The following is a 24,019-nucleotide window of genomic DNA, read 5'->3' on the forward strand; positions in this document are numbered from 1 at the left end:
AGCCGTCACGAGACGACGGGCGCCGGCGCGGGAAAGAGCGCGTCGAGGAGGGTCGCGACCCAGTCGATGAGGGCGCGGTCGCCGAGGGGGACACCGTCGATCACGGGCATCGGGACCACGACGGCGTCGGCCTGCTGGAGGTACTTCGCGCTCGGGTACATCCGTCGCAGGCGCACCTGGATCGAGTCGGGAAGGTGCGCCGGAGCGACCCGCACAGTGGACCCCATCGCCACGACGTCGCTGAGCCCCGCCCTGTGCGCCCGCATCCGCAGCCGAGAGACGAGGATGAGGTTCTCGACCGCCTCCGGCAGCTCCCCGTAGCGGTCGGTGAGCTCCTCGACCACGAGGTCGATGCTCCCCTCCTTCGCGTTCGGCGACGTCGCGGCCGACAGCTTCTGGTACGCCTCCAGCCGAAGGCGCTCGCTGTCGACGTACTCCTCGGGAATCCGCGCGTCGACGGGCAGCTCGAGCCGCAGCTCTGTCTGCCCCTCGGCGACCTCGCCGCGGAAGGTGTCGACGGCCTCGCCGATCATCCGCAGGTAGAGGTCGAAGCCGACGCCCTGGATGTGTCCCGACTGCTCGCCTCCGAGAAGGTTGCCCGCGCCGCGGATCTCGAGGTCTTTGAGCGCGATCTGCATTCCTCCGCCGAGGTCGGAGTTGGCGGCGAGGGTCTGGAGGCGGTCGTGCGCCGTCTCGCTCAACGGCTTCGTCTCGTCGTAGAGGAGGTAGGCGTAGGCGCGCTCGCGGCCCCGGCCCACGCGTCCGCGCAGCTGATGCAGCTGGGAGAGTCCGTACTTGTCGGCACGGTCGACGATCAGCGTGTTGGCGTTGGGGATGTCGAGGCCGGTCTCGACGATGGTCGTCGAGACGAGCACGTCGAACTTGCGTTCCCAGAAGTCGACGATGATGCGCTCGAGCTGCGCCTCGCTGAGCTTGCCGTGCGCGACCGCGATGCGCGCCTCCGGAACGAGCTCGGCGAGCTGGGAGGCGACGCGGTTGATGGTCGAGACGCGGTTGTGCACGAAGAACACCTGGCCCTCGCGCAGCAGCTCGCGGCGGATCGCGGCCGAGATCTGCTTCTCTGAGTACGGGCCGACGAAGGTGAGGATCGGGTGCCGCTCCTCGGGAGGGGTGGCCAGGGTCGACATCTCGCGGATGCCGGTCACGGCCATCTCGAGCGTGCGTGGAATGGGCGTGGCACTCATCGCGAGGATGTCGACGTTCTTCTTCAGTGCCTTCAGCTTGTCCTTGTGCTCGACACCGAAGCGCTGCTCCTCATCGATCACGAGGAGGCCGAGGTCTTTGAAGGCGATGTTGTCGGAGAGGAGGCGGTGCGTCGCGATGACCATGTCGACGGTGCCGTCGGCGAGCCCCTCGATCGTCTCCTTCGACTCCTTCGCGCTCTGGAAGCGGCTCAGCGCGCGCAAGTGCACGGGGAAGCCGGCGAAGCGCTCCTGGAACGTCTCGAGGTGCTGGCGCACGAGCAGCGTCGTCGGGACGAGCATCGCGACCTGCTTGCCGTCCTGGATCGCCTTGAACGCGGCGCGCACCGCGACCTCGGTCTTGCCGAAGCCGACGTCGCCCGAGAGGAGGCGATCCATCGGGATGGGACGCTCCATGTCGGCCTTGACCTCGTCGATCACCGTGAGCTGGTCGGGGGTCTCGGCGAAGGGGAACGCCTCTTCGAGCTCGCGCTGCCACGGAGTGTCTGGCGGAAACGCGTGCCCACGCGAGGCCATGCGCGCGGAGTACAGCTTGACGAGCTCGACCGCGATGTCGCGGACCGCGCGGCGCGCCTTGCTCTTGGCCTGCGCCCAGTCGCTGCCGCCCATCTTGCTGAGGGCGGGAGCCTCGCCTCCGACATAGCGCGAGAGGAGGTCGAGCTGGTCGGTGGGGACGAGGAGCTTGTCGCCCGGGAAACCGCGCTTGCTCGGCGCGTACTCGAGCACGAGGTACTCGCGCTTGGTCTTCGCCGCGTTGCGGCCGCCGGTCGAGACCTCGCGCTGCGAGAGCTCGACGAACTTGCCGATGCCGTGCGTCGCGTGCACGACGTGATCACCCGGGGTGAGCTGCAGCGGATCGACGACGTTCTTGCGGCGCGACGCGAGCTTCTTGACGGCACGGGAGTCGTAGCCGACGGTGCGCCCGTAGAACTCGGTGTCGGTGAGGAGCGCGAGCTTCGCCTCCGCCATCTCGAAGCCGTGATCGACGGACGCCTGCAGCACATAGGCGAGACCGGGGTCGAGGGTGCCAGGCAGATCGGGGACGATGCGGGCGGCGACCTCGTGCTCGGCGAGCACCTGGTCGGTGCGCTCGACGGTCCCGGGACCGGGCGCCGTGAGGACGACGGTCCAGCCGTCGTCGAGGCGGGAGCGGACGTGCGCGAGCGCGCCCTCGACGTTGCCGCCGAAGCCGGGGACGGGTTCTCCCTCGACGCGGACTGCCAGGATCTCGTCGATCCCCAGATCCTCTGGGAGCACCTCGGCCTCGCCCGCGGCGGGGCCCTGCCGGAACGTGCTCATGGTCCACCACGGGTGGTCGGGGGCCGCGGCACCGGGAGCGCTGAGCTTCACGGCGTCGCGCAGGGCTCCGAGCGAGATGAACTCGCCCGAGGCGAGGTCGATCGGAGCCTCGGCGCCAGCGGTCGCCGCGCTCCACGCGGCCTGGAGGAACTCGCGGTTCGTCTCGGCGAGGCTGATCGCGCGCGTGGCGACGCGCTCGGGGGCGAGCACGGCGACGGCGGCACCCTCGGGGAGGTAGTGCGAGATCGGGACGAGCCGCTCGAGGAGCGCCGGCGCGAGCGATTCCATGCCCTCGACCGGGATACCCTCGGCGATCTTCGCGAGCATCGCGGACAGGCTGGGGAACTCGTGCAGCATCTCGCGGGCACGCTGACGCACCGCGGGCACGAGGAGCAGCTCCCGGCTCGGAGGCAGCGCCACGGCGTCGTGCTCGCCGGGCAGCGAGCGCTGGTCGGCGACCGAGAAGCCGCGGATCGAGTCGACCTCGTCGCCGAAGAAGTCGATGCGGCTCGGGTGCTCGGCGACCGCGGGGAACACGTCGAGGATGCCGCCGCGGACGGCGAACTCGCCGCGCCGGGTGACCATGTCGACGCGTGCGTAGGCGAGGTCGACCAGCTCGGCGGCGATGCGGCCGAGGTCGTAGCCGCGGGTGCCCTTCTCTAGGCGGACCGGCGCGATGTCGGCGAGGTTGTCGGCGACAGGTTGCAGCGCAGCGCGCACGGAGACGACGACCACCAGCGGGCGCTCACCCGTCCACTGCTTCATCCGGCGCAGCGCGTCGAGTCGGCGCCCGACGATCTCGGCGCTCGGGCTGAGCCGCTCGTGCGGCAGCGTCTCCCACGCGGGGAACTCGACCACCTCGGCCTCGGGCAGCACGCAGCCGAGGGAGGCGCGGATGTTCTCGGAGTCGCGGCCCGTCGCGGTCACGACCAGGGCGGCCTGCGGACGACCGGCCTCGGCCCGGCGCTCGAGCAGAGCTGCGAGCAGCGGAACGCGGAGCCCGTCGGTCACGGAGAAATCGGCATCGCGCACCGAGTACGCGAGAGCGTCGTCGAACGTGGAGGCGCGCGAAAGCGCCGAGATGATCTCGTTGAGGGGCACGGCGCCGATTTTACTCCGAGCCTCCGACATTGCTTCTGCGGACGAGCGCCGCTGGTCCGTCCGCGCCGATCCCCGCCCGCCGCGGGGTGGCGAAAGAAGAGAGGCTCCTACCCCCACACATCGGAGGTGTCGCTTCCTAGGAGTGACGGATCGGAGGACGGATCACGAGGGTGTCGTCGGCCAGAGGGGGTGGGAGCGGGCGGAGGCCTCGAGGAGGGGGCCGACGTCGAGGGAGGTGACGGTCTCGGCGATGCCGCGGGACGACCACTCGACGGCGACGCGGAGGGCGGGGAGCGGCGGCAGCGGCCACAGCCAGACATCGCGCGACCACGAGTCCATGAAGACGGAGGGACGGCCACCGCCCTCGAGAACCGGTCCCGCGATCTCGGCGTCCAGGACGTCCTCGGTACCGGCCCACGGCGACTCGTCCTGGGTGGTGACGGTGCGTCCGTCGGCGAACGCGACTCCCCAGCGCAGACCGTCGGGGGCGAAGCGCTCGTCGAGCTGACCGCGGCCGTGGGCGCGCTCGAGATACTCGAAGACGCGCTGCCGGGCGCGGCGGCCGGTGTCGGAGACGCGCACCGTCAGGCGCAACAGGAGGCCCTCCTCGTAGCACCGGGCGACGTCGAGTGCGACGACGGTCGTGTCCGAGCGGCCCAGTTCATGGTCGAGGAGGACCGTCCCCGGTGCGCGGTGCCAGGGCGGACCGGTCCAGGCCGGCAGGTCGAACGGAGGCAGATGGTCGTCCTCGTCATACGGACGCGGCTCGACCTCTCGGAAGAACGACTCGCTCACGGATGCTCCCTCGCCTCGGTCACCCCACGGTAGCGGTCGGGTCACTCAGCTCGCGAGGACCCGCAGCGGCCCCGCAGGGCGGGATGAGATCGGCGTTCGCCGTGAGATGCATCCCGATGCGCCGCCGGCGGCGGCTACTCGACCAGCGTGCCGGCGCTGAGCAGGGCCGTCGAGCGACGGTCAGGCGCTCGTGTGGAACTTCAGCTGCGCGGCCGAGAGACCCGACTCCGCGATCAGCTCGACCGCGTCGGCCGCGTCGGAGATCAGGATCGGCAGCGCGTCGCGCTCCTGGCCGGCGAAGTCCTTCAGCACGAAGTCGGCGGCGCTCTGGCGGCCAGGAGGACGCCCGATGCCGACGCGCACACGGAGGAAGTCGGCGCCGTCGGTCGCCGCGAGGATGTCGCGGATGCCGTTGTGGCCGCCGTGGCCGCCGCCCTGCTTGAGGCGGAGGGTGTCGAAGGGGATGTCGAGCTCGTCATGCACGACGATCAGGCGCGAGGGATCGAGCGAGTAAAAGTCGAGGAGCTGCGCCGTCGGGCTTCCCGAGAGGTTCATGAAGCTGTTCGGCTTGCCCAGCACGAGTTTCGGGCCGCCGGGGCGGAGGAAGCCCTCGGAGACCACGGCATTCGCCCGAGTGTGCCGACGGAACGTGCCGCCGATGCGCGTCGCGAGCTCGTCGAGCACCATCTGGCCCACGTTGTGACGGTTGCGCACATACTGCGCACCCGGGTTGCCCAGTCCGACGACCAGCCAGGTGTCCGCCATGTCGTTCCCTCTTCTTTCTTCGGAGGCTCGGATTCTCGCATCGGAGACGCAGAACGGGTCCGCCGCGATCGCGAGCGGACCCGTTCCCTGCCGTGCGGGTGGTGCGGACTACTCCGCGGAGCCCTCGACGACGTCGCCCGTGGCGGGGGCCTCGTCCTCGTCACCCAGGTCCTGCTCCACCTCGGCGGTCACGTTGACGATGAGAACCTCGGCGTCGGTCACGAGGGTCGCTCCCTCGGGGAGGGTGACGTCGGCGGCGGCGATCTGGGTGCCGGCCTCGAGACCCTCGACCGAGACGACGATGTTCTGCGGGATGCGCGTGGCGTCGACCTCGAGCGAGAGGGTGTTCGACTCGATCGAGACGAGGGTGCCGGGAGCGGCGTCGCCCTCGACGTGCACGGGGATGTCGACCTGGACCTTCTCGCCCTTGCGGATGACCACGAGGTCGATGTGCTCGATGATCTGGCGCACCGGGTCGCGCTGGATGTCCTTGACCAGGGAGGTCTGCGCGGAGCCCTCGATGTCGAGCTCGAGGATCGCGTTGGCCTTACGGGTCAGCAGGAGCACCTGGTGGCCCGGGAGGGTGAGGTGCTGGGGCTCGGTGCCGTGGCCGTAGAGGACCGCGGGGATCTTGTTCTGGGCACGGATCTTGCGGGCAGCGCCCTTGCCGAACGAGGTGCGGACCTCGACGACGACCGTGTTGCTCAGCTCAGCCATGATTTCTCCTTCATCGGCGCGATGCGCCGCGGATCTGGTCGTGGCCGGCGGCCACGGACGGGGTTTCGACTCGAACGCAGAACAGCGTGAGGAAAGGTCCGCGGCGCCCTGAGGGCTCCGCCTGGTTCCACCGCGTCGATCACGGATGCACGGGCATCCCTCGCCGAAGTTCAGCTGCCCACCTTACCCGGCGGCTGCCCTCCTCGCCAACCGGAGCCGGGGCGTCCAGGCTCGGTGGCTACCGTTCCCCCATGGCGAACGACGACTTCGGCTCTTACGTCGAGAAGAACGGCTTCCACCGCGACACGAACTACATCCCCACGCGCATCACGACGGACGGCCGGGACGGTTACCCGGTGGAGGCAGGGCGGTACCGCCTCGTCGTCTCCCGCGCCTGCCCGTGGGCGAACCGCGCGGTGATCGTGCGTCGCCTGCTCGGCCTCGAGGGGGCGCTCTCGATGGGCATCTGCGGGCCGACTCACGACAAGCGCAGCTGGACCTTCGACCTCGATCCCGGAGGCGTCGATCCCGTACTCGGCATCCCGCGCCTGCAGGATGCCTACCTCGCCCGCTTCCCCGACTACCCCCGCGGGATCACGGTGCCCGCGATGGTGGACATCCCCAGCGGGCAGGTCGTCACCAACGACTACCCGACGATGACCCTCGACTTCTCGACGGAGTGGACCGCGTTCCACCGCGAGGGCGCTCCGGACCTCTACCCCGAGAGACACCGGGACGAGATCGACGAGGTGGCCGAGCTGGTCTTCCACGATGTCAACAACGGCGTGTACAAGTGCGGCTTCGCCGGCTCCCAGCGTTCCTACGACCGTGCCTACGACCGCCTGTGGGCGCGGCTCGACTGGCTGGAGGAGCGGCTCAGCACGCGCCGCTATCTCGTCGGCGACACGATCACGGAGGCGGACGTGCGCCTGTTCACGACGCTCGCCCGCTTCGACGCCGTGTACTACAGCCACTTCAAGACGAATCGGAGCCTGCTCTCTGCCCTGCCCGCGCTCTGGGGCTACGCCCGCGACCTGTTCACGACTCCCGGCTTCGGCGACACCATCGACTTCGTGCACATCAAGTCGCACTACTACGAGGTGCAGCGCGACATCAACCCGACGGGAGTCGTGCCGAAGGGACCGGACCTGTCCGGCTGGCTCGTCCCCTCCGGCCGCGAAGAGCTGGGCGGTCGGCCGTTCGGCGACGGCACTCCCCCTCCGCCGCCGATCGACGCCGAGCGGGTGCCCGCCGGCCACGGCGCCTGAGCCGGACTCGGGGCGGACCGAGGCGGTGCGCCCCGCCGCACGGCCGTGCGCTCGCCTCCCGACCGATGTGCACCGTGGAGGCCCTGCGCTCCCGCCGCGGACGAGGACGCCAGGGCTAGCCTGGAGAAGCCCCTGAACGCGTACGTCGAGGAGAACCGTGTCTGACAAGCCCCCCGCCACAGCCAACATCGGAGTCGTCGGTCTGGCGGTGATGGGCTCCAACCTCGCCCGCAACCTGGCCAGCCGCGAAGGCAACACCGTGGCGGTCTACAACCGCTCCCCCGAGCGCACCGAGAAGCTCACGAGCGAGCACCCCGAGGCCGGCTTCGTCGCCTCCACCACCATCGAGGACTTCGCCGCCTCCCTCGCCACCCCGCGCACCGCGATCATCATGGTGCAGGCCGGCCGCGGCACCGACGCCGTGATCGAGCAGCTGACGAAGGTCTTCGAGCCCGGCGACATCATCGTCGACGGCGGCAACGCTCTCTTCACCGACACCATCCGCCGCGAGAAGGCGGTCCGCGAGACCGGCATCCACTTCGTCGGCACGGGCATCTCGGGAGGCGAGGAGGGCGCGCTCAAGGGTCCGTCGATCATGCCCGGCGGCTCGGTCGAGTCGTACAAGACCCTCGGCCCGATCCTCTCGTCGATCGCCGCGGTCGCCGAGGGCGAGCCGTGCGTCACCCACATCGGCACCGACGGCGCCGGCCACTTCGTCAAGATGATCCACAACGGCATCGAATACGCCGACATGCAGCTCATCGCCGAGGCGTACGACCTGCTTCGCACGGTCGGCGGCCACGAGCCCGCCGCCATCGCCGAGGTCTTCGACGCGTGGAACAAGGGTGACCTGGAGTCGTACCTGATCGAGATCACCGCGGAGGTGCTCCGCCAGGTCGACGCCGACACCGGCAAGCCCTTCCTCGACATCGTGCTCGACCAGGCCGGCTCCAAGGGCACCGGAGTCTGGACGGTGCAGAACGCGCTCGACCTCGGCGTCCCCGTCGGCGGTATCGCCGAGGCCGTGTTCGCCCGCGCCGTCTCCTCCCACCCGGAGCAGCGCGCGGCGGTGCAGGCGCGCGTCACCTCCCGCCCGACCCCCGTCGAGAAGTACGACGGCTTCGAGGACGACGTGCGCGCCGCGCTCTACGCCTCGAAGGTCGTCGCCTACTCGCAGGGCTTCGACGCGATCATCGCGGGCGCCGAGAAGTACGGCTGGGAGATCGACAAGGGCGCGGTCGCCAAGATCTGGCGCGCGGGCTGCATCATCCGCGCCCAGTTCCTCAACCGCATCGTCGACGCCTACGACGAGAACGCCGACATCACGACCCTCCTCGAAGACCCGTATTTCGCCGAGGCCGTCGCGAACGGCGAGGCGGCGTGGCGCCGCATCGTCTCGACCGCCGCTCTCTCGGGCGTGCCGATCCCCGGATTCGGCGCCGCGCTGTCGTACTACGACTCGCTCGCCTCGACGCGCCTCCCCGCGGCGCTCGTGCAGGGCCAGCGGGACTTCTTCGGCGCGCACACCTATCAGCGCGTCGACAAGGAGGGCACCTTCCACACGCTGTGGTCCGGCGACCGCACCGAGGTCGAGCAGGACCCGTCCACGCACTGACCGCCCGCACGCGAACGAAGCGCCCCCGCACCTCGGATCCACGGATCCGGAGTGCGGGGGCGCTTCGTTCGCGCGCGACGCGATCGCTAGGCGTCGCCGTCGAACATCGAGGTGACGGAGCCGTCGTCGAACACCTCGTGGATCGCCCGCGCCAGAAGCGGTGCGATCGGCAGGACGGTCAGGCGGTCCCAGGTCTTCTCGGGAGGAAGCGGCAGGGTGTCGGTCACGACCACCGAGTCGATGAACTCCGAGCTCAGCAGCTGGACGGCCGGATCGGAGAACACGGCGTGGGTCGCGGCGACCACGACTCCGATCGCCCCGGCGTTCTTGAGCGCCTCCGCCGCCTTCGCGATCGTGCGGCCCGTGTCGATGAGGTCGTCGACGAGGAGGCACACCCGGCCCTGGACCTCGCCGACGATCTCGTGCACCGAGACCTGGTTCGCGACCTTCGGGTCGCGGCGCTTGTGGATGATGGCGAGCGGGGCGCCGAGCTTGTCGCTCCAGATGTCGGCGACGCGCACGCGACCCATGTCGGGCGAGACGATCGTCAGCGTGGCCGGGTCGAGCTTCTCTCGGAAGTGATCGAGCAGCACCGGCATGGCGAAGAGGTGGTCGACGGGACCGTCGAAGAAGCCCTGGATCTGCGCGGCGTGCAGGTCGACCGACATGATGCGGTCCGCTCCGGCCGCCTTGAACAGGTCGGCCACCAGGCGCGCCGAGATCGGCTCACGCCCCCTGCCCTTCTTGTCTTGACGGGCGTAGGGGTAGAACGGCGCCACCACGGTGATCCGCTTGGCGGAGGCGCGCTTGAGCGCGTCGACCATGATGAGCTGCTCCATGAGCCACTCGTTGATCGGCGAGGTGTGCGACTGGAGGACGAAGACATCGCCTCCGCGCACCGAGTCGCCGTAGCGGACATACAGCTCGCCGTTGGCGAAGGTGCGTCCCTCGGTCGTGACGAGCTCGGTGCCGAGCTCGGCGGCGACCGCCTCCGCCAGTGCCGGATGCGCCCTCCCCGAGACGAGGACCAGGCTCTTCTTGTTGCTGGCGGTGATGCCCGTCACTGTGCTCCGCTTCCTCCGGTGGGCGCGTGGTCGGATCCCGAGGGGTCCGACGCCAGGGCGGCCTCGGCGGCAACGGCCGCTGCGGTACCCGGACGGTGGGTCTGCACCCACCCGGCCATGTTGCGCTGCGGAGCGACGGTGATCCCGAGGGCTCCAGCGGGGATGTCCTTGCGGACGACCGTGCCAGCGCCCGTGTACGCTCCGTCCCCGATTCTAACGGGGGCGACGAACACGTTGTGCGACCCCGCTCGCACGTGGGAACCGACGACCGAGGACGCCTTGTTGACCCCGTCGTAGTTCGCGAAGATCGAACCCGCGCCGATGTTCGACTCCTCGCCGATGACCGCGTCGCCGACGTACGAGAGGTGGGGCACCTTCGAGCCTTCGCCGATCGTGGCGTTCTTGGTCTCGACGTACGTGCCGATCTTGCCGCGCGCGCCCAGCACGGTGCCCGGGCGGAGGAACGAGAAGGGGCCGACCTGCGCCTCGGCTCCGATCACGGCGAGCGTCGCATCGGAGCGCCTGACGACCGCGTCCTCTCCGACCTCGCACGAGTCGAGGGTCGTGTCAGGGCCGATGATCGCACCGGTCGCGACGACGGTCGGGCCCTTGACCTGCGTGCCGGGGAGGATCTCCACATCGGGCGAGAGGACGGCGTCGACATCGATCCAGGTCGTCGCCGGATCGTGGATCGTGACGCCCTCGAGCTGCCAGCGACGCACGATGCGGGCGTTCAATTCGGCGGCGGCCTCGGCGAGCTGGGCGCGGTCGTTGATACCGGCGACGAGCCAGCGGTCCTCCACGGGCACGGCCTGGATCGCGCGGCCGGCCGCCGCGAGCGCGGCCGCCGCGTCGGTGAGGTACTTCTCGCGCTGCGCGTTCTGCGTGCCGATACCGCCGATCACGGCGCGGAGGGCGGCAGCCTCGAAGGCGTACACGCCCGCGTTGATCTCGGTGAGGGCCAGCTCGGCGGCGCTGGCGTCCTTCTGCTCGACGATCGAGGCGAATCCCCCATCGCCTGCGCGGACGATACGGCCGAAGCCGGTCGGGTCCTCGAGGACGCACGAGAGCATCGTGAGGGCGTTCACGGCGGCAACGTGCTCGTCGACGAGCCGGCGGAGGGTCGGCGCGTCGAGCAGGGGCACATCGGCGCTGAGCACCACGACGGTCCCCTCGAACGCCTCGGGGAGAGCGGCGAGGCCGAGCTCGACGGCGCGACCCGTGCCCGGGATATCGTCCTGGTCGACGACGAGCGCGGACGACGTGTGGTCGAGCACCGCCTCCGCGACCCTGTCGCGCTCGTGGCGCACAACGGTCACGAGGTGCGCGGCATCGAGGGACGCAGCCGTGTCGAGCACGTGCCCGAGGAGCGTTCGACCGGCCAGACGATGCAGGACCTTCGGGGTGCGGGACTTCATGCGGGTGCCCTGGCCTGCGGCCAGGATCACGACGGCGAGGGTGCTGTCGGCCATGTTCTTCGCGTTCTCCTCCCTCTGCACACCGATGCGGTGCAGCTCCGCCACCAGGATTCGAACCTGGACCGGACAGCTCCAAAGGCTGCCGTGCTGCCGTTACACCATGGCGGACCGCGCTCTCACGCGCCGTCCATCCTGCCCTCCCGCGCCCCACTCGCGAAATTCCGCGAGATGCATCCGTGCTGGCGGGATCGGATGCCGGCGCACAGGGTCTCATCCGGGCCCGGCATCTCGTGGCGCCGACGACCCGCCAGAATGGTGGGATGAGCGCGAATGACGAGGTTGACGGCATCGTCGATGCCTGGGTCCGGGAGCGTCCCGACCTCGACTTCACGCCGCTCCAGGTCTTCTCACGGATGCGGCGCCTCGCGAAGCAGCTCGAGCGGGCCCGCGGCAGCGCCTTCGGTCGATCCGAGCTCGAGACGTGGGAATTCGACGTGCTCTCGGCCCTCCGCCGCGCCGGAGCCCCCTACCGGATGAGCCCGAAGCAGTTGCTCCAGGCGACGATGGTCACGAGCGGCACCATGACGAACCGGATCGACCGCCTGGTCGAGCGCGAACTCGTCGAGCGCCTCGACGACCCCAACGACGGCCGCGGAGTGCTCGTGCAGATGACGCCCTCGGGGCTCGCCCGCGTCGACGCCGCCATCACCCGGCTCGTCGACGCCGAGCAGGAGCTGTTGGGCGCGCTCACCCACGCGCAGCAGGAACGACTTGCGCAGCTGCTCCGCAAGCTCTCGCTCGACTTCGGCTGAGGCGGCCGAGCGCGCCGCGCCGGGAGAACGCGCCCGGAGCACAACGTCAGCCAGGACGCCTCCTCGGGCACGATGGTGCGCGAGCGGCCGTCTCAGCTGAGGTTGTGCTCCCGCGATCAGCCCTCGAGCAGCTCCGACAGCTCCAGCCAGCGCAGCTCGAGCTCCGCCGTCTCGTCCTGGTGGGCCCGCAGCGTCTCGTTCAGCGCGAGGATGCCGTCGTAGTCGTCCTGGTCGTGCGTCGCCATCTTCTCGTGCACGGCCGCGATCAGCTGCGAGAGCTTGGCGAGGCGCCGGTCGATCGCCGACACCTCCTTCTCGGCCGTGCGCCGACCGGCTCCCGCGAGGCCGGTCGGGGTGGAGGCGGCGCTCACGGCGAGCGCGGGCACGCCTCTCTCGAGTGCCCGGCGCAGCTCCAGGTACTGCTCTACGCCCCCCGGAAGGTGCCGGAACGCCCCCTCCATCACCGCGTACTGCTGATCAGTCACGCGCTCGAGGAGGTAACGATCGTGCGAGACGACGAGCAGGGTGCCCGGCCACGAGTCGAGCAGGTCCTCGATCGCGGCGAGCATGTCGGTGTCGAGGTCGTTCGTCGGCTCGTCGAGGATCAGCACGTTCGGCTCGCTGAGCAGGATCAGGAGGAGCTGGAGGCGCCGCCGCTGGCCTCCTGAGAGATCCTTGACGGGCGTCGACAGCTGCGCGCTCGAGAAGCCGAGGCGTTCGAGCAACTGACCCGGCGTCATCTCTTTGCCGCCGATCGCATAGCTGGTGCGCTGCTCGGCGATGATCTCGCGCACCGGCTGGTGCTGCACCTCGGTCAGCTCGCGCAGCTGCTGGTCGAGGATCGCGACACGCACGGTCGTCCCCCGCTTCACGCGCCCGCTCGTCGGCTGCACCGAGCCCGCCACGAGGCCGAGAAGCGTCGACTTGCCGGCCCCGTTCACCCCCAGGATCCCGGTGCGCTCGCCCGGCGCGATCCGCCACTCGATGCGCTCGAGCACGGTCCGTTCGCCGTAGCGCACGGTCACGTCGAGCAGGTCGACGACGTCCTTGCCCAGGCGGGAGACCGCGAGTTGCGAGAGCGAGACCGCGTCGCGCACGGGAGGCTCGTCCTCGATCAGCTGGTTCGCCGCCTCGATGCGGAACTTGGGCTTCGCCGTGCGGGCGGGAGCACCGCGTCGGAGCCACGCGAGCTCCTTCTTCATCAGGTTCTGGCGTTTCGCCTCCATCGTCGAGGCCATCCGGTCTCGCTCGACACGCTGGAGGATGTAGGCCGCGTAGCCGCCCTCGAACGGCTCGACGAGGCGATCGTGCACTTCCCAGGTGGCGGTGCAGATCTCGTCGAGGAACCAGCGGTCGTGGGTGACGACCGCGAGGCCGCCCGAGGAGGCGGCCCAGCGCCGCTTGAGGTGCTCGGCGAGCCAGGCGATGCCCTCGACGTCGAGGTGGTTCGTGGGCTCGTCGAGGAACACGACGTCCCAGTCGCCGACGAGCAGCTTCGCGAGAGCCACGCGGCGGCGCTGACCGCCCGAGAGGGAGCCGACGACGCCGTCCCACGGCACGTCGCGGAGCAGGCCCGCGATCACGTCGCGGGTGCGCGCGTCCCCCGCCCACTCGTGCTCCGCGAGACCGCCGACGACCGCCTCGGCGACGGTCAGCTCCTCGTCGACCGTGTCGGCCTGGTCGAGCATCCCGAGCGTCACTCCGCGACGGTGCGTGACGCGGCCCGCGTCGGGCTCGATACGCTGCGCAAGCAGACGGAGGAGGGTCGACTTGCCGTCGCCGTTGCGGCCGACGATCCCGATCCGGTCGCCCTCCTCGATTCCCAAGGAGACGTCGTCGAAGATCACGCGCGTGGGGTACTCGAGTCGCAGCGCCTCGGCGCCCAGCAGATGTGCCATAGAGATCCAGCCTAGGCGCTGGCCCCCTCCCCTCCCGCCGGAACGGAGCGGACCGGGATCAGGACGCGGTGACGGCCCGCGTGTGCCAGCCGGAGGCGCCGTCGGGCGCGGGCGCGGCCTCGACGGAGGTCTGCACCACGCCGTTGGCGTCCGTCGCGCGGACGACGAGGACGTGCTCGCCCGCGATCGCGGTCCAGTCGTACACCCACTGCACCCAGGTGTCGGCCGTCGGCGACTCGGCGAGGCGGGCCGTCTGCCACGTTCCGCCGTCGACCTGCACCTCCACCTTGGCGATGCCGATGTGCGGTGCCCAGGCGACTCCCGCGACGGCGACGAGGCCCGCCTCCACCGGCTGCCCCTTGCGCGGTATGTCGATGCGCGACTCGATCTTGATCGGCCCGCGCTCGGACCAGCCACGGGTCGACCAGTAGGCGAGGTCGTCGGCGAAGGTGGTGACCTTGAGCTCGGTGACCCACTTCGTCGCCGAGACGTAGCCGTAGAGGCCCGGGACGACCATCCGCACGGGGAAGCCGTGCTCGACGGGGAGCGGCTCGCCGTTCATCCCGATCGCGAGCAGGCTCGCTCGTCCGGCGTCTTGCAGAACGTCGAGCGGAGTCGAGGCGGTGAAGCCGTCGACGCTACGCGAGAGCACCATGTCGGCGCTCGCGAGGGGGCGCGCCCGGGCGAGCAGCTCCCGGAGGGGGTAGCCGAGCCAGCGTGCGGTGCCGATGAGGTCGCCGCCGACCTCGTTCGAGACGCACGAGAGGGTCACGAGGTGCTCCTCCATCGGGAGGGCCAGCAGCTCCTCCCACGTGATCGTCACCTCCTCCTCGACCATGCCGGTGATGCGCAGCGTCCAGCTGGCGGGGTCGACCGCGGGAACGGAGAGCGCGGTGTCGATGCGGTAGAAGGTGGCGTTGGGCGTGAGGTAGGGACTGATGCCCTCGATGTCGTCGAAGACCGCGCCGGGCGGGATCGTCGGCGCCGGAGACGCGGGCGCCGGCAGCGCGACCGTCTTGCGCACCGCGGTCACGGCGGCGGAGGCCGCGGTCACGACGCGCGCGCCCGCTCCGACCACCACGGCCGCGACTCCCGCGGCGCCGACGAGGCGGAGGAACGAGCGGCGGTCCGTGCCGCCGCGGTCGCCTCCCCGCTGCCAGACGCGCAACCGCACGCTCGCGCTACGCAGTACCGCCGCTCCGGCGACCATGCCCACGACGGTCGGGGCGGCGGTCAGCCAGGAGGCGCCCTCACGCGTGGCCACGGCGAGCGCGCCGAGTCCGGCGACGACCGCGAGCACGGCGACGCCCAGGGGAGGCCGGCGATACTCGAGCAGGCCCGCCGCGAGCGCGAGCAGCGCGACCGCGAGGCTGAGCGTGACGAGAAGGACGAGCTTGTCCCCCGTGCCGAACAGGGCGATGACGGTGTCCTTCACCCCGGGCGGGACGATGTCGATGACGAAGCCCCCGACGGCGACGAGGGGGCTGCCTCCCGCTCCGGTGAACACGGCAACGACCTCGGCGGTCGCCAGCGAGACGCCGGCCGCGATGATCCCGGTGAGCATGGCGAGGACGGCGGCTCTTCTCGGGGACATGACCGGCACTCTAAGCCACCGGATCGATTCGTGACTGGTTGCCGGCCGACAGGGTTGACGGGGAGCGTGCGGCTCAGCCAGAGACGAGGCGCGCGCCGTGCACGGGACCGCTGACCCGGACCGTCCGCCACCGGGCCGCACTCAGCGCGAGCTGCAGCTCGAGAGCCGCATCGGCGTCGGCCGCGAGGAACGCCACCGTCGGCCCCGAGCCCGAGACGATGCCGCCGAGGGCACCGCTCTGCTCGCCGTGCTCGAGGATCCGGGCGAGGCCGGGCTGCAGGTGCAGGGCGGGTGCCTGCAGATCGTTGTACATCGACTCGGCGAGGAGGCCGGCGTCGCCGGCCCGCAAGGCCTGGAGCACGTTCGGGTCGATGCTCGGGGTCGCCGCGATCGGGCTGAAGTCGTGCAGGTGGCGCTCGCGGTGACGATCGAGCTCACGGTAGACCTCGGGGGTCGAGAGCCCCTCCTCCGAGAGCACGAGCACCCACTCGAAGCGACCCTTGGCGAGAGCCGGGCTCAGCTCGTCGCCCCTCCCGACGCCGATCGCGGTGCCTCCCGTGAACGAGAACGGGACGTCGGCGCCCAGGCTGGAGGCGATGCCCAGCAGTTGCTCGCGGGTGCAGGCCGTGCCCCAGAGCGCGTCGCACGCGAGGAGGGTCGCGGCCGCGTCGGCGGAGCCGCCCCCCATCCCGCCCGCAATCGGCACGTTCTTCTCGATCTCGAGGTGCACGCCTCCCCGGTGACCCGTGGCGCGGGCGAGAGCGCGCGCCGCCCGGATGGCGAGGTTGGAGCCGTCGAGCGGGAGGCCGCTCGTGTCGATCGAGCCCGAGAACTCGACCGAGAAGTCGGGAGCCTCGCTCGCGTGGACGTCTTCGTAGAGCGAGAGCGACTGGAACGCGGTGGCGAGCTCGTGGTAGCCGTCGTCGCGCACGGCACCGACCTTGAGGAACAGGTTGATCTTGCCGGGCGCCCGCGCGTGGACCCGTTTCGACGTCGCGCGGAGGGCCATGCCTCCACGCTACATGCTGGCGGAGGCGCCCCCGTCCGCGGCCTCGTCGCTCTCCTCGGCGCTCTCCGACGGCCGCTCCTCGGGCACCGTGGCGCCCCGCACGGGGACGCGTGCGGGGTCGAGCGAGCGACCCAGCCGGACGAAGGCCTCCACGTCGAGCTCCTCCCCCCGCGCGGTCTGCGGGATGCCCGCTCCCTCGAGCGCGGCGATCGCGGCAGCGCTGTCGCCGAAGAGGGACGCGAGCGACTGCCGCAGCATCTTCCTCCGCTGCGCGAACGCGGCGTCGACCACCGCGAAGACCGCGCGGCGGAGAGTCTCGTCGCCCGGCTCCCGGCCCCGCTCGAAGGCGACGAGGACGCTGTCGACGTTCGGCACCGGCCAGAAGATCTGACGCGAGACCGTACCTCCCGTCGACCACGAGCCGAACCAGGCCGCCTTCACGCTCGGACCGCCGTAGACCTTCGAGCCTGGGCCCGCCGCGAGCCGGTGGCCCACCTCCGACTGCACCATGACCACGCCCGAGCGGATGCTCGGGAAGTGCTCGAGGAAGTGCAGGAGCACCGGCACCGAGATGTTGTACGGGAGGTTCGCGACGAGTCGCGCGGGCCCGCCCGGCAGCTCGAGCACCTTCATCGCGTCGGCGTGCACGACCACGAGCTCGGCGCCGGGCGCCATCAGCTCGACCGTGCGCGGCAGCTGCTCGGCCAGGCGGGAGTCGATCTCCACGGCGACGACACCAGCGCCCGCCTCCAGCAGTCCCAGAGTGAGCGAGCCCAGCCCCGGCCCGATCTCGACGACGGTCTCGCCCGCCTGCACGCGCGCGAGCCTGACGATGCGGCGGACCGTGTTGGCGTCGTGGACGAAGTTCTGCCCGAGCTTCTTGGTCGGGGTGACGTCGAGCAGCGCTGCGAGGTCGCGGATCTCGGCGGGACCGAGCAGCCGCGGCACGTCCACGGCCGCCGCGTCGGCCGCGTGGCGTCCGCTCATGCCAGCTGTCCGACGGGCTCGCTCGGCTCCGAGCCGACCTCTCCGCCCCACTCCCCGTAGACCTGTTCGGTGTTGGAGGCGATGGTCGCGGCGAGATGGCCGACGTCGGTCTCGAGCGTGGCCGCCATCGACCGCAGGGTGTGCGGGATGAGGTACGGGGCGTTGGGTCGACCGCGGAACGGCGCAGGAGTCAGGTAGGGCGCATCGGTCTCGACGAGGATCAAGTGCCGGGGCGTCGCGACGAGCGCCTCCCGCAGCGACTCGGCGTTCTTGAAGGTGACCGTGCCCGCGAAGGACAGGTACCACCCCTCCTCGGCGCACATCCTGGCCATCTCGGCGTCGCCGGAGAAGCAGTGGAAGACGGTGCGGTCCGGGGCACCGACCCGGCGGAGGGTCTCGAGGACCTCGCGGTGCGCGTCGCGGTCGTGGATCTGCAACGCCAGGCCGTTCTCCTTCGCGAGACGGATGTGCTCCTCGAAGGAACGGAACTGGGCGGCCCGCCCGCTCTCGCCAGTCCGGAAGAAATCGAGGCCCGTCTCGCCGATCGCCCGCACCCGGGGCTGAGTGGCGAGCTCGGCGATCACGGCGAGCGCGTCGTCGAGCTCTCCGCGCGCCTCGAGTCCGGGAGCCTCATTGGGGTGCAGCGCCACCGCGGCGAGCATGCGCGGCTCGGAGGCGGCGCGCTCGGCCGACCATCGACTCGTCTCGACGTCGGTGCCGACCTGCACGACGCCGCGCACTCCGACGGTGGAGGCGCGATCGAGCTGCTCACGGTAGTCGAGGGGCTCGAGTCCGTCGGAGATCTCGAGGTGGGTGTGATTGTCGTAGACGGGTACCACGAGAGCCTCGGGCAGCGGCGGATACGTCAGGTCGCGGCCGGAGGCGGCCTCGCGGGCGCGGACGTGCTGGCTGTCGGTCATGCCGACCAGGGTACCGGGGAGGGGTGAGCGGACCGGTCTCGCCCGGTGGGGGCTCGACGCCGACGCTCGCTCCTCCCCCGCCCGCTCAGGACGCCGGCGCCTCGATGCGCGGGAAGAGCGCGGCGAGCGAGCCGACCGTCGTCCCGACCGGGAGCTGCCCCCAGCGCCCGGCCTCGCGGAGGGGCTGCGCGGTGAGCGCGCCCAGCGCCTCCTCGACGCCGAGCGCCTCCCAGAGCGTCGTGGTGGCGCGCGGGATGACCGGGGAGAGCAGCACGGCCAGCGCGCGCAGACCCTCCGTCGCCGTGTAGAGCACCGCAGCGAGGCGCTCGCTCTCGCCCTTCTTGGCGAGCGACCAGGGCTCCTGCTCGGTGATGTAGCCGTTGAGCTCGTCGACAATCGTCCATACCGCGCTGATCGCGTCGTGGATCGCGAGGGCGTCGATCGCGGCATCGGCGGCGGTCACCGCCTCGGCGACCGTGCGTTGTACGTGCTCGTCGCCCTCCGAGAGCGCGCCGGGCTCGGGCACGACGCCCTCGTAGTAGCGGTGCAGCATCGCAATGACCCGAGAGGCGAGGTTCCCGAAGCCGTTCGCGAGCTCGGCCTGGTAGCGGGCCGAGAGGTCTTCCCACGAGAACGAGCCGTCCTGGCCGAAGGTGATCGCGCGGAGGAAGTAGTAGCGGAACGCGTCGGAGCCGAAGGTGTCGGTGATCTGCTCGGGTGCGATTCCCGTGAGCTTCGACTTCGACATCTTCTCGCCGCCGACGAGCAGCCAGCCGTGACCGAAGACCTGCTTGGGCACCTCGAGGCCTGCGGCCATGAGCATCGCGGGCCAGATCACCGCGTGGAACCGGAGGATGTCCTTGCCGACGATGTGCGTCGCAGGCCAGCGGCGCTCGAACTCCGCTTCGTCCTGGCCGTAGCCGACCGCGGTGATGTAGTTGAGCAGCGCGTCGAACCAGACGTAGACGACGTGCGAGTCGTCCCACGGCACCTTCACTCCCCAGTCGAAGCTCGAGCGCGAGATCGACAGGTCGGCGAGCCCGGCGCGCACGAAGCTGACGACCTCATTGCGCGCCGACTCGGGCTGGATGAAGTCGGGACGCTCCTCGTAGAGCGCGAGCAGCCGATCGGTGTACTCGCTCATCTTGAAGAAGTAGTTCTTCTCCTTGAGCAGCTCGACGGGCTTCGAGTGGATCTTGCAGACGTACTGCCCGGTGTAGTCGCCCGTCCCCTCCTCGAGATCGGAGAGCTGCTTGTACTCCTCGCAGCCGACGCAGTAGTAGCCCTCGTACTCGCCGGTGTAGATGGCGTCCTCGTCGTAGAGCTTCTGGAGGAAGCGCTGGACGTTGACCTCGTGCCGCTCGTCCGTGGTGCGGATGAAGTCGTCGTTGGCGATGTCGATGGTCTTCAGCAGCGGCTTCCACGCGGTCTCGACGAGACGGTCTGCCCATTCCTTCGGCGTCGTGCCGTGCGCGGTCGCGGTACGGAGGATCTTCTGTCCGTGCTCATCGGTGCCCGTGAGCAGCCAGGTGTCGTCTCCGGCCTGGCGGTGCCAGCGGGTGAGCACGTCGGCGGCGACCTCGGTGTACGCGTGCCCGATGTGCGGGACGTCGTTCACGTAGAAGATCGGTGTCGTGAGAGAAAAGGAGGCGCCGTCGGACATGGCGACCATCCTATTCTTCGCGCCGAGCGCCCTCCGGCGTGTGACGTCGGAGGGACTCCGGGCACATCGGCTGCGACATCATGTCTCCCGAGAGGACATTGCCTCGGCCGCGACCTAGCCTCGTCGGGTTCCCTGACCCCTACGAGATGGACGCACCATGACTTCTCACGACACGGTCACCTCGACCTCTGCCCTCGTCAGCCGACGGACCGCCCTCGCAGCCGCCGCATGGACCATCCCGGTCGTGGCAACCGCCACAGCGACCCCCGCCTCCGCCGCGAGCGGGGCGCCCGGGTTCGATCTGCAGATGCAGAACTTCTCGGGCGACGACGGCAGCTGGTACAACGACGACCACACGCAGTACTTGGGCTACAACACCTTCTTCTCGCCGACCGTGCACAACGGCGGCCCCCAGGAGGCGCCCGCCGGCACCGTCGTCGTCATGCGGTCCGACAACAGAGTCCTCGGCTCGCCCTCGCTCACGGTGTCCGCCACGTCGGACATCCCGGCGAGCGCCGTCTCGATCACCGGTCCGGTCGTCGAGGGCGACCGCTCGGCCTTCACCGCAGTGATCTCCGTGCCGATCCCCTCCGGCGCCGACGTGGTGTTCGCGCCGCGCTTCGCCGATGTGCTGACCCAGGAGGAGGCCGCCGCGATCCATGATTTCACGACCGCGTTCGCGAATCTGACCGCCCACTCGTTCACCCTGTCCTCGCCCGCGGGTGCCGACTCCGACCCCTCGAACGACGCGATCTCGTCGACCGCGGAGGTGGGCACGGTCGTGCCGTGGAACGGAGCGATCAGCGCCGAGTGGGCCTCGCTGGCCACCGGGAGCTGCACTTACCCCTACGCGAGCGCGATCGTCGTCTCGAGCGACGGGGCGAACCCGATGCCGGCCGACACGCAGGTCTACTACTACTACGACGCCCGCTTCCTCACGGGCGTCTCGATCTCGTCGGCGACGATCGACGGCGTGCCGACGACGATGAGGGTCGGCGGATCATCGGATGGCTCCTCGTACTGGTTCACCACTCAGCCGGTCGCACCGGGCTCGGTTCTCCGCATCGAGCTGGCCACGACCACCGATGCGTCGGCCGTGGTCACCGGCACCGTCTCGTGGGCGTCGGGCGGCTTGGGCACCGACAAGAGCCAGAGCAACCAGAACGACGACGGCTTCCGCAACACGGGGACCTGCGCGTAGGGGCCCGGGCGGCGCTCAGCTTCGTCGCGAGGCGAGCGCCGCCTCGTAGAGGGCGCGCCGCGAGAGGCCGGTGTGCTCGGCGACCTCGGCCGACGCCTCCTTGAGCCGGGCGCCCGCCGCGACCCGCTCGAGGACCGCGACGAGTGCGTCCTCGAGCGACGCCTCCCGCACCGGCGCACCCTCGACGACGAGGCAGATCTCGCCGCGGAGGCCGCCTGCCGCCCACTCGGCCAGCTCGGAGGCGGGACCGCGGCGCACCTCCTCGAACATCTTGGTCAGTTCGCGGCACACGACGACCCGTCGCTCGGGCCCCATCACCTCGACGAGATCGGCGAGCGCGTCGCCGATGCGGTGCGGCGACTCGAAGAAGACCATGGTGCGCCGCTCGTCGACGAGGGCGCGGAAGGTCGAGACGCGCTCGCCGTGCTTGCGCGGCAGGAAGCCCTCGAAGCTGAAGCGATCGGTCGGCAGGCCAGAGACGGCGAGCGCCATCAGCACCGCCGAGGGGCCGGGCAGCGCGGTGACCGCCACCCCCGCCGCCACCGCCGCCTCGACCAGGTGATAGCCGGGGTCCGAGACGGTCGGCATGCCGGCATCGCTGAGCACCAGCAGGTCCTCGTCGCGCGCAAGCTCGACCAGCTCGGCCGCCCGCTCGCGCTCGTTGTGGTCGTGCAGCGCATAGAGCGCCGGTCGGTTCTCCACGCCGAGCGCGCGCAGGAGCTGGATCGTGACGCGTGTGTCCTCGGCGGCGACATGCCGAGCCGAGGACAGCGCCTCCACCAGCCGACGGGAGGCGTCGCCGAGGTTTCCGATGGGCGTGCCCGCGAGGATGATCATGCGGCAAGTCTCCCAGTCTCTCCCCGTCGACCCTGGGGCCGCGGGAGGCCTGTCCGGCGACGGTGGGCGCTCGCAGGCGGACGCCTCCTCGCCCTCGAGACCCGTCGGGGGAAGGACCGGCGCCCGGTTAGCATGGCCGGGTGACCGACGGACCGCAGCGCGACTTCGACGACCTGCTCGCTTCCGGCGCGACGCGGTCGGTCCCCCTCGAACCGGCCGCCCCTCCGACGACGGAGGCGGTGCCCCGCGTGCGCGAGAGCCTGCCGGAGGTGCCGCGCGGTTCCTGGTTCGACGATCTGCACGGCCGGTTCGTCGCCAGCCCCGCCCGCCGCCGCCTCTACGAGCTCGGCCTGCCGCTGCTGGTCGTCCTCGTCGCCGCGCTTCTGCGGCTGTGGAACCTCGGCCATCCCCGCTCGCTGGTCTTCGACGAGACGTTCTACGTGAAGGACGCCTGGACCCTCTGGAACCTCGGCTTCGAGGGGGCATGGCCTGACAACCCCGACCCCGGTTTCGCCGCGGGCGACGTGAACACCTTCACGGGCGCGCCCTCGTTCGTCGTGCACCCTCCGCTGGGCAAGTGGATCATCGGGCTCGGAATGGGCGTCTTCGGCGCCGACGACAGCGTCGGCTGGCGGATCTCGACGGCGATCGCCGGGATCCTCGCGGTCGCGCTCGTCATCGTGATCGCGAAGCTGCTGTTCCGCTCGACCTTCCTCGCCTCACTCGCCGGCCTGTTCCTCGCCCTCGACGGGCACGCGATCGTGATGTCGCGCGTGTCCCTGCTCGACGGCATCCTGATGTTCCTCGCGCTCTGCGGAGTCGCGGCGATCCTGCTCGACCGCCGCTGGGCTGAGCTGCAGCTGGGGAGGAAGGTCGCCTCGGGCGAGCTGCCGAGCTGGGGGCCGGTGCTGTGGTGGCGACCGTGGCTCCTGACGGCCGGCGTCCTGTTCGGGCTGGCCGCGGGAGTGAAGTGGACGGGCGTCTACTTCCTGGCGGCCTACGGGATCTACTCCGTCGTCGTCGACGCCCTGATGCGGCGCAGAGCGGGCGTGCCCTTCTGGGCGAGCGGGGCGGTGCTGAAGCAAGGACCGGTCACGTTCCTCCTGGTCGTGCCCGTCGCCCTCGTCGCCTACCTCGCCACCTGGACAGGCTGGCTCCGCACCTCCGGCGGCTGGGCGCGCGAGTGGGCGACCGAGGCTCCCGGGAACGCGTGGACGGGCGCTCTGGCCTGGGTGCCGCACTGGGCGCAGAGCCTCTGGCACTACCACGTGCAGATGTACGACTATTCGATCAACCTGCGCGCCTCGCACCCCTATGAGGCGAACCCGCTGACCTGGCTGTTGATGCTGCGGCCGACGAGCATGTACTTCGTCGATCAGGCGACGGGAGTGGACGGATGCACCGCCGCCCGCTGCGACGAGGCCATCACCTCCGTGGCCAACCCACTGATCTGGTACGCCGGGGTCCTCGCCCTCGTCTACCTCCTCTACCGCCTCGCGCGCTACCGGGAGTGGCGCGCAGGCTTCGTGCTGATGGGCATCGTCGCGGGCTACCTGCCCTGGCTTCTCTACCTCGACCGCACGGTCTTCCAGTTCTACTGCGTGGTCTTCGAGCCCTACATGATGCTCGCGCTCGCCCTCACCGCGGGCGTGGCACTCGGCTCCGCCTCCGACGAGCGCAGAAGGCGCACCCGAGGGATCATCGTGGTGCTCGCCTTCACGATCGCCGCCGCTGCGCTCACGGCCTACTTCTACCCGCTGTGGAGCGGCGAGCAGACGACGTTCGCGTTCTGGCAGGCCCACATGTGGCTGCCGTCGTGGGTCTGAGCGGACG

The 24,019-nt window shown here is 70.6% G+C and carries 18 protein-coding genes and 1 tRNA gene; 5 read left to right on the forward strand and 14 right to left on the reverse strand.

The features are described 5' to 3' along the window. Positions 1–5 precede the first annotated feature (5 nt). The 4 genes from mfd to ITJ45_RS09725 all read right to left on the reverse strand — a co-directional run bounded on the left by mfd (position 6) and on the right by ITJ45_RS09725 (position 5,900). Positions 6–3,653 carry a transcription-repair coupling factor gene (gene mfd / locus ITJ45_RS09710; RefSeq protein WP_416365292.1) on the reverse strand — a complete coding sequence of 1,216 codons (3,648 nt, stop codon included), beginning with the start codon at positions 3,651–3,653 and terminating at the stop codon, positions 6–8. A 132-nt stretch (positions 3,654–3,785) separates the two neighbouring features. Further along, complete coding sequence (locus tag ITJ45_RS09715) at positions 3,786–4,418, reverse strand: hypothetical protein (RefSeq protein WP_194609385.1); 633 nt, start codon at positions 4,416–4,418, stop codon at positions 3,786–3,788. A gap of 180 nt (positions 4,419–4,598) precedes the next feature. Continuing rightward, a complete protein-coding gene (pth, locus tag ITJ45_RS09720) occupies positions 4,599–5,183 on the reverse strand; it encodes an aminoacyl-tRNA hydrolase (protein WP_194609388.1) in 585 nt (194 codons plus the stop codon). A gap of 108 nt (positions 5,184–5,291) precedes the next feature. Further along, a complete protein-coding gene (locus ITJ45_RS09725) occupies positions 5,292–5,900 on the reverse strand; it encodes a 50S ribosomal protein L25/general stress protein Ctc (RefSeq protein ID WP_194609390.1) in 609 nt (202 codons plus the stop codon). Positions 5,901–6,151: 251 nt separating this feature from the next. On the opposite strand from ITJ45_RS09725, the gene ITJ45_RS09730 reads away from it, so the two are divergent. After that, a complete protein-coding gene (locus ITJ45_RS09730; protein WP_194609392.1) occupies positions 6,152–7,168 on the forward strand; it encodes a glutathione S-transferase family protein in 1,017 nt (338 codons plus the stop codon). Between the two features lie 211 nt (positions 7,169–7,379). After that, positions 7,380–8,783 carry an NADP-dependent phosphogluconate dehydrogenase gene (gene gndA, locus ITJ45_RS09735; RefSeq protein WP_416365295.1) on the forward strand — a complete coding sequence of 468 codons (1,404 nt, stop codon included), beginning with the start codon at positions 7,380–7,382 and terminating at the stop codon, positions 8,781–8,783. 86 nt (positions 8,784–8,869) lie between these two features. Here gndA and ITJ45_RS09740 read toward each other — a convergent pair whose 3' ends face one another. From ITJ45_RS09740 to ITJ45_RS09750, 3 genes are all read right to left on the reverse strand, one after another. Further along, entirely contained in the window at positions 8,870–9,847 is a 978-nt protein-coding gene (locus ITJ45_RS09740; protein WP_194609396.1) for a ribose-phosphate diphosphokinase, read from the reverse strand. After that, a complete protein-coding gene (glmU, locus tag ITJ45_RS09745; protein WP_194609398.1) occupies positions 9,844–11,319 on the reverse strand; it encodes a bifunctional UDP-N-acetylglucosamine diphosphorylase/glucosamine-1-phosphate N-acetyltransferase GlmU in 1,476 nt (491 codons plus the stop codon). The genes ITJ45_RS09740 and glmU overlap by 4 nt, the downstream gene beginning before the upstream one ends. A 42-nt stretch (positions 11,320–11,361) precedes the next feature. Continuing rightward, a tRNA-Gln gene (locus tag ITJ45_RS09750) sits at positions 11,362–11,433 on the reverse strand. Positions 11,434–11,585: 152 nt separating this feature from the next. Here ITJ45_RS09750 and ITJ45_RS09755 point away from each other — a divergent pair. Continuing rightward, on the forward strand, positions 11,586–12,077 hold the full coding sequence (locus ITJ45_RS09755; protein WP_068211795.1) for a MarR family winged helix-turn-helix transcriptional regulator: 492 nt from the start codon (positions 11,586–11,588) through the stop codon (positions 12,075–12,077). 116 nt (positions 12,078–12,193) lie between these two features. Here the strand turns inward: ITJ45_RS09755 and ITJ45_RS09760 are convergent, their stop codons facing one another. The 6 genes from ITJ45_RS09760 to metG all read right to left on the reverse strand — a co-directional run bounded on the left by ITJ45_RS09760 (position 12,194) and on the right by metG (position 20,148). Then, positions 12,194–13,975: an ABC-F family ATP-binding cassette domain-containing protein gene (locus tag ITJ45_RS09760; RefSeq protein ID WP_194609400.1), complete on the reverse strand. Its 1,782-nt coding sequence runs from the start codon at positions 13,973–13,975 to the stop codon at positions 12,194–12,196. Positions 13,976–14,033: 58 nt separating this feature from the next. Further along, positions 14,034–15,569, reverse strand: a complete 1,536-nt coding sequence (locus tag ITJ45_RS09765) for a molybdopterin-dependent oxidoreductase (RefSeq protein WP_194609402.1) — start codon at positions 15,567–15,569, stop codon at positions 14,034–14,036. A 73-nt stretch (positions 15,570–15,642) separates the two neighbouring features. Next, the gene (locus ITJ45_RS09770) at positions 15,643–16,578 is read right to left on the reverse strand and encodes a 4-(cytidine 5'-diphospho)-2-C-methyl-D-erythritol kinase (protein WP_194609403.1); all 936 of its coding nucleotides are present in this window, start codon (positions 16,576–16,578) and stop codon (positions 15,643–15,645) included. 9 nt (positions 16,579–16,587) lie between these two features. Then, positions 16,588–17,565: a 16S rRNA (adenine(1518)-N(6)/adenine(1519)-N(6))-dimethyltransferase RsmA gene (gene rsmA, locus ITJ45_RS09775; RefSeq protein WP_194609405.1), complete on the reverse strand. Its 978-nt coding sequence runs from the start codon at positions 17,563–17,565 to the stop codon at positions 16,588–16,590. Continuing rightward, complete coding sequence (locus ITJ45_RS09780) at positions 17,562–18,485, reverse strand: TatD family hydrolase (RefSeq protein ID WP_194609407.1); 924 nt, start codon at positions 18,483–18,485, stop codon at positions 17,562–17,564. The genes rsmA and ITJ45_RS09780 overlap by 4 nt, the downstream gene beginning before the upstream one ends. Positions 18,486–18,570: 85 nt before the next feature. Continuing rightward, entirely contained in the window at positions 18,571–20,148 is a 1,578-nt protein-coding gene (gene metG / locus ITJ45_RS09785) for a methionine--tRNA ligase (protein WP_194609792.1), read from the reverse strand. Between the two features lie 157 nt (positions 20,149–20,305). On the opposite strand from metG, the gene ITJ45_RS09790 reads away from it, so the two are divergent. Further along, positions 20,306–21,349, forward strand: coding sequence for a hypothetical protein (locus tag ITJ45_RS09790; protein ID WP_194609409.1), 1,044 nt, complete (start codon positions 20,306–20,308; stop codon positions 21,347–21,349). Positions 21,350–21,364: 15 nt separating this feature from the next. Here ITJ45_RS09790 and rsmI read toward each other — a convergent pair whose 3' ends face one another. After that, positions 21,365–22,186 (reverse strand): 16S rRNA (cytidine(1402)-2'-O)-methyltransferase, encoded by an 822-nt coding sequence (gene rsmI / locus ITJ45_RS09795; protein WP_194609411.1) that lies wholly within the window; start codon positions 22,184–22,186, stop codon positions 21,365–21,367. A 140-nt stretch (positions 22,187–22,326) separates the two neighbouring features. On the opposite strand from rsmI, the gene ITJ45_RS09800 reads away from it, so the two are divergent. Next, positions 22,327–24,012, forward strand: a complete 1,686-nt coding sequence (locus tag ITJ45_RS09800; RefSeq protein ID WP_323742974.1) for a dolichyl-phosphate-mannose--protein mannosyltransferase — start codon at positions 22,327–22,329, stop codon at positions 24,010–24,012. Positions 24,013–24,019 lie beyond the last annotated feature (7 nt).

The sequence above is a fragment of the Rathayibacter sp. VKM Ac-2879 genome, assembly GCF_015351245.1.
In the GTDB taxonomy this organism is placed as follows: Bacteria; Actinomycetota; Actinomycetes; order Actinomycetales; family Microbacteriaceae; genus Rathayibacter.

Bases quoted from the DNA above. Each gene is read 5' to 3' on its own strand.
- mfd (WP_416365292.1), bottom strand. From the start codon at position 3,653: ATGTCGGAGGCTCGGAGTAAAATCGGCGCCGTGCCCCTCAACGAGATC.
- pth (WP_194609388.1), bottom strand. From the start codon at position 5,183: ATGGCGGACACCTGGCTGGTCGTCGGACTGGGCAACCCGGGTGCGCAG.
- ITJ45_RS09725 (WP_194609390.1), bottom strand. From the start codon at position 5,900: ATGGCTGAGCTGAGCAACACGGTCGTCGTCGAGGTCCGCACCTCGTTC.
- ITJ45_RS09730 (WP_194609392.1), top strand. From the start codon at position 6,152: ATGGCGAACGACGACTTCGGCTCTTACGTCGAGAAGAACGGCTTCCAC.
- gndA (WP_416365295.1), top strand. From the start codon at position 7,380: ATGGGCTCCAACCTCGCCCGCAACCTGGCCAGCCGCGAAGGCAACACC.
- glmU (WP_194609398.1), bottom strand. From the start codon at position 11,319: ATGGCCGACAGCACCCTCGCCGTCGTGATCCTGGCCGCAGGCCAGGGC.
- ITJ45_RS09755 (WP_068211795.1), top strand. From the start codon at position 11,586: ATGAGCGCGAATGACGAGGTTGACGGCATCGTCGATGCCTGGGTCCGG.
- ITJ45_RS09760 (WP_194609400.1), bottom strand. From the start codon at position 13,975: ATGGCACATCTGCTGGGCGCCGAGGCGCTGCGACTCGAGTACCCCACG.
- ITJ45_RS09765 (WP_194609402.1), bottom strand. From the start codon at position 15,569: ATGTCCCCGAGAAGAGCCGCCGTCCTCGCCATGCTCACCGGGATCATC.
- ITJ45_RS09770 (WP_194609403.1), bottom strand. From the start codon at position 16,578: ATGGCCCTCCGCGCGACGTCGAAACGGGTCCACGCGCGGGCGCCCGGC.
- rsmA (WP_194609405.1), bottom strand. From the start codon at position 17,565: ATGAGCGGACGCCACGCGGCCGACGCGGCGGCCGTGGACGTGCCGCGG.
- ITJ45_RS09780 (WP_194609407.1), bottom strand. From the start codon at position 18,485: ATGACCGACAGCCAGCACGTCCGCGCCCGCGAGGCCGCCTCCGGCCGC.
- metG (WP_194609792.1), bottom strand. From the start codon at position 20,148: ATGTCCGACGGCGCCTCCTTTTCTCTCACGACACCGATCTTCTACGTG.
- ITJ45_RS09790 (WP_194609409.1), top strand. From the start codon at position 20,306: ATGACTTCTCACGACACGGTCACCTCGACCTCTGCCCTCGTCAGCCGA.
- rsmI (WP_194609411.1), bottom strand. From the start codon at position 22,186: ATGATCATCCTCGCGGGCACGCCCATCGGAAACCTCGGCGACGCCTCC.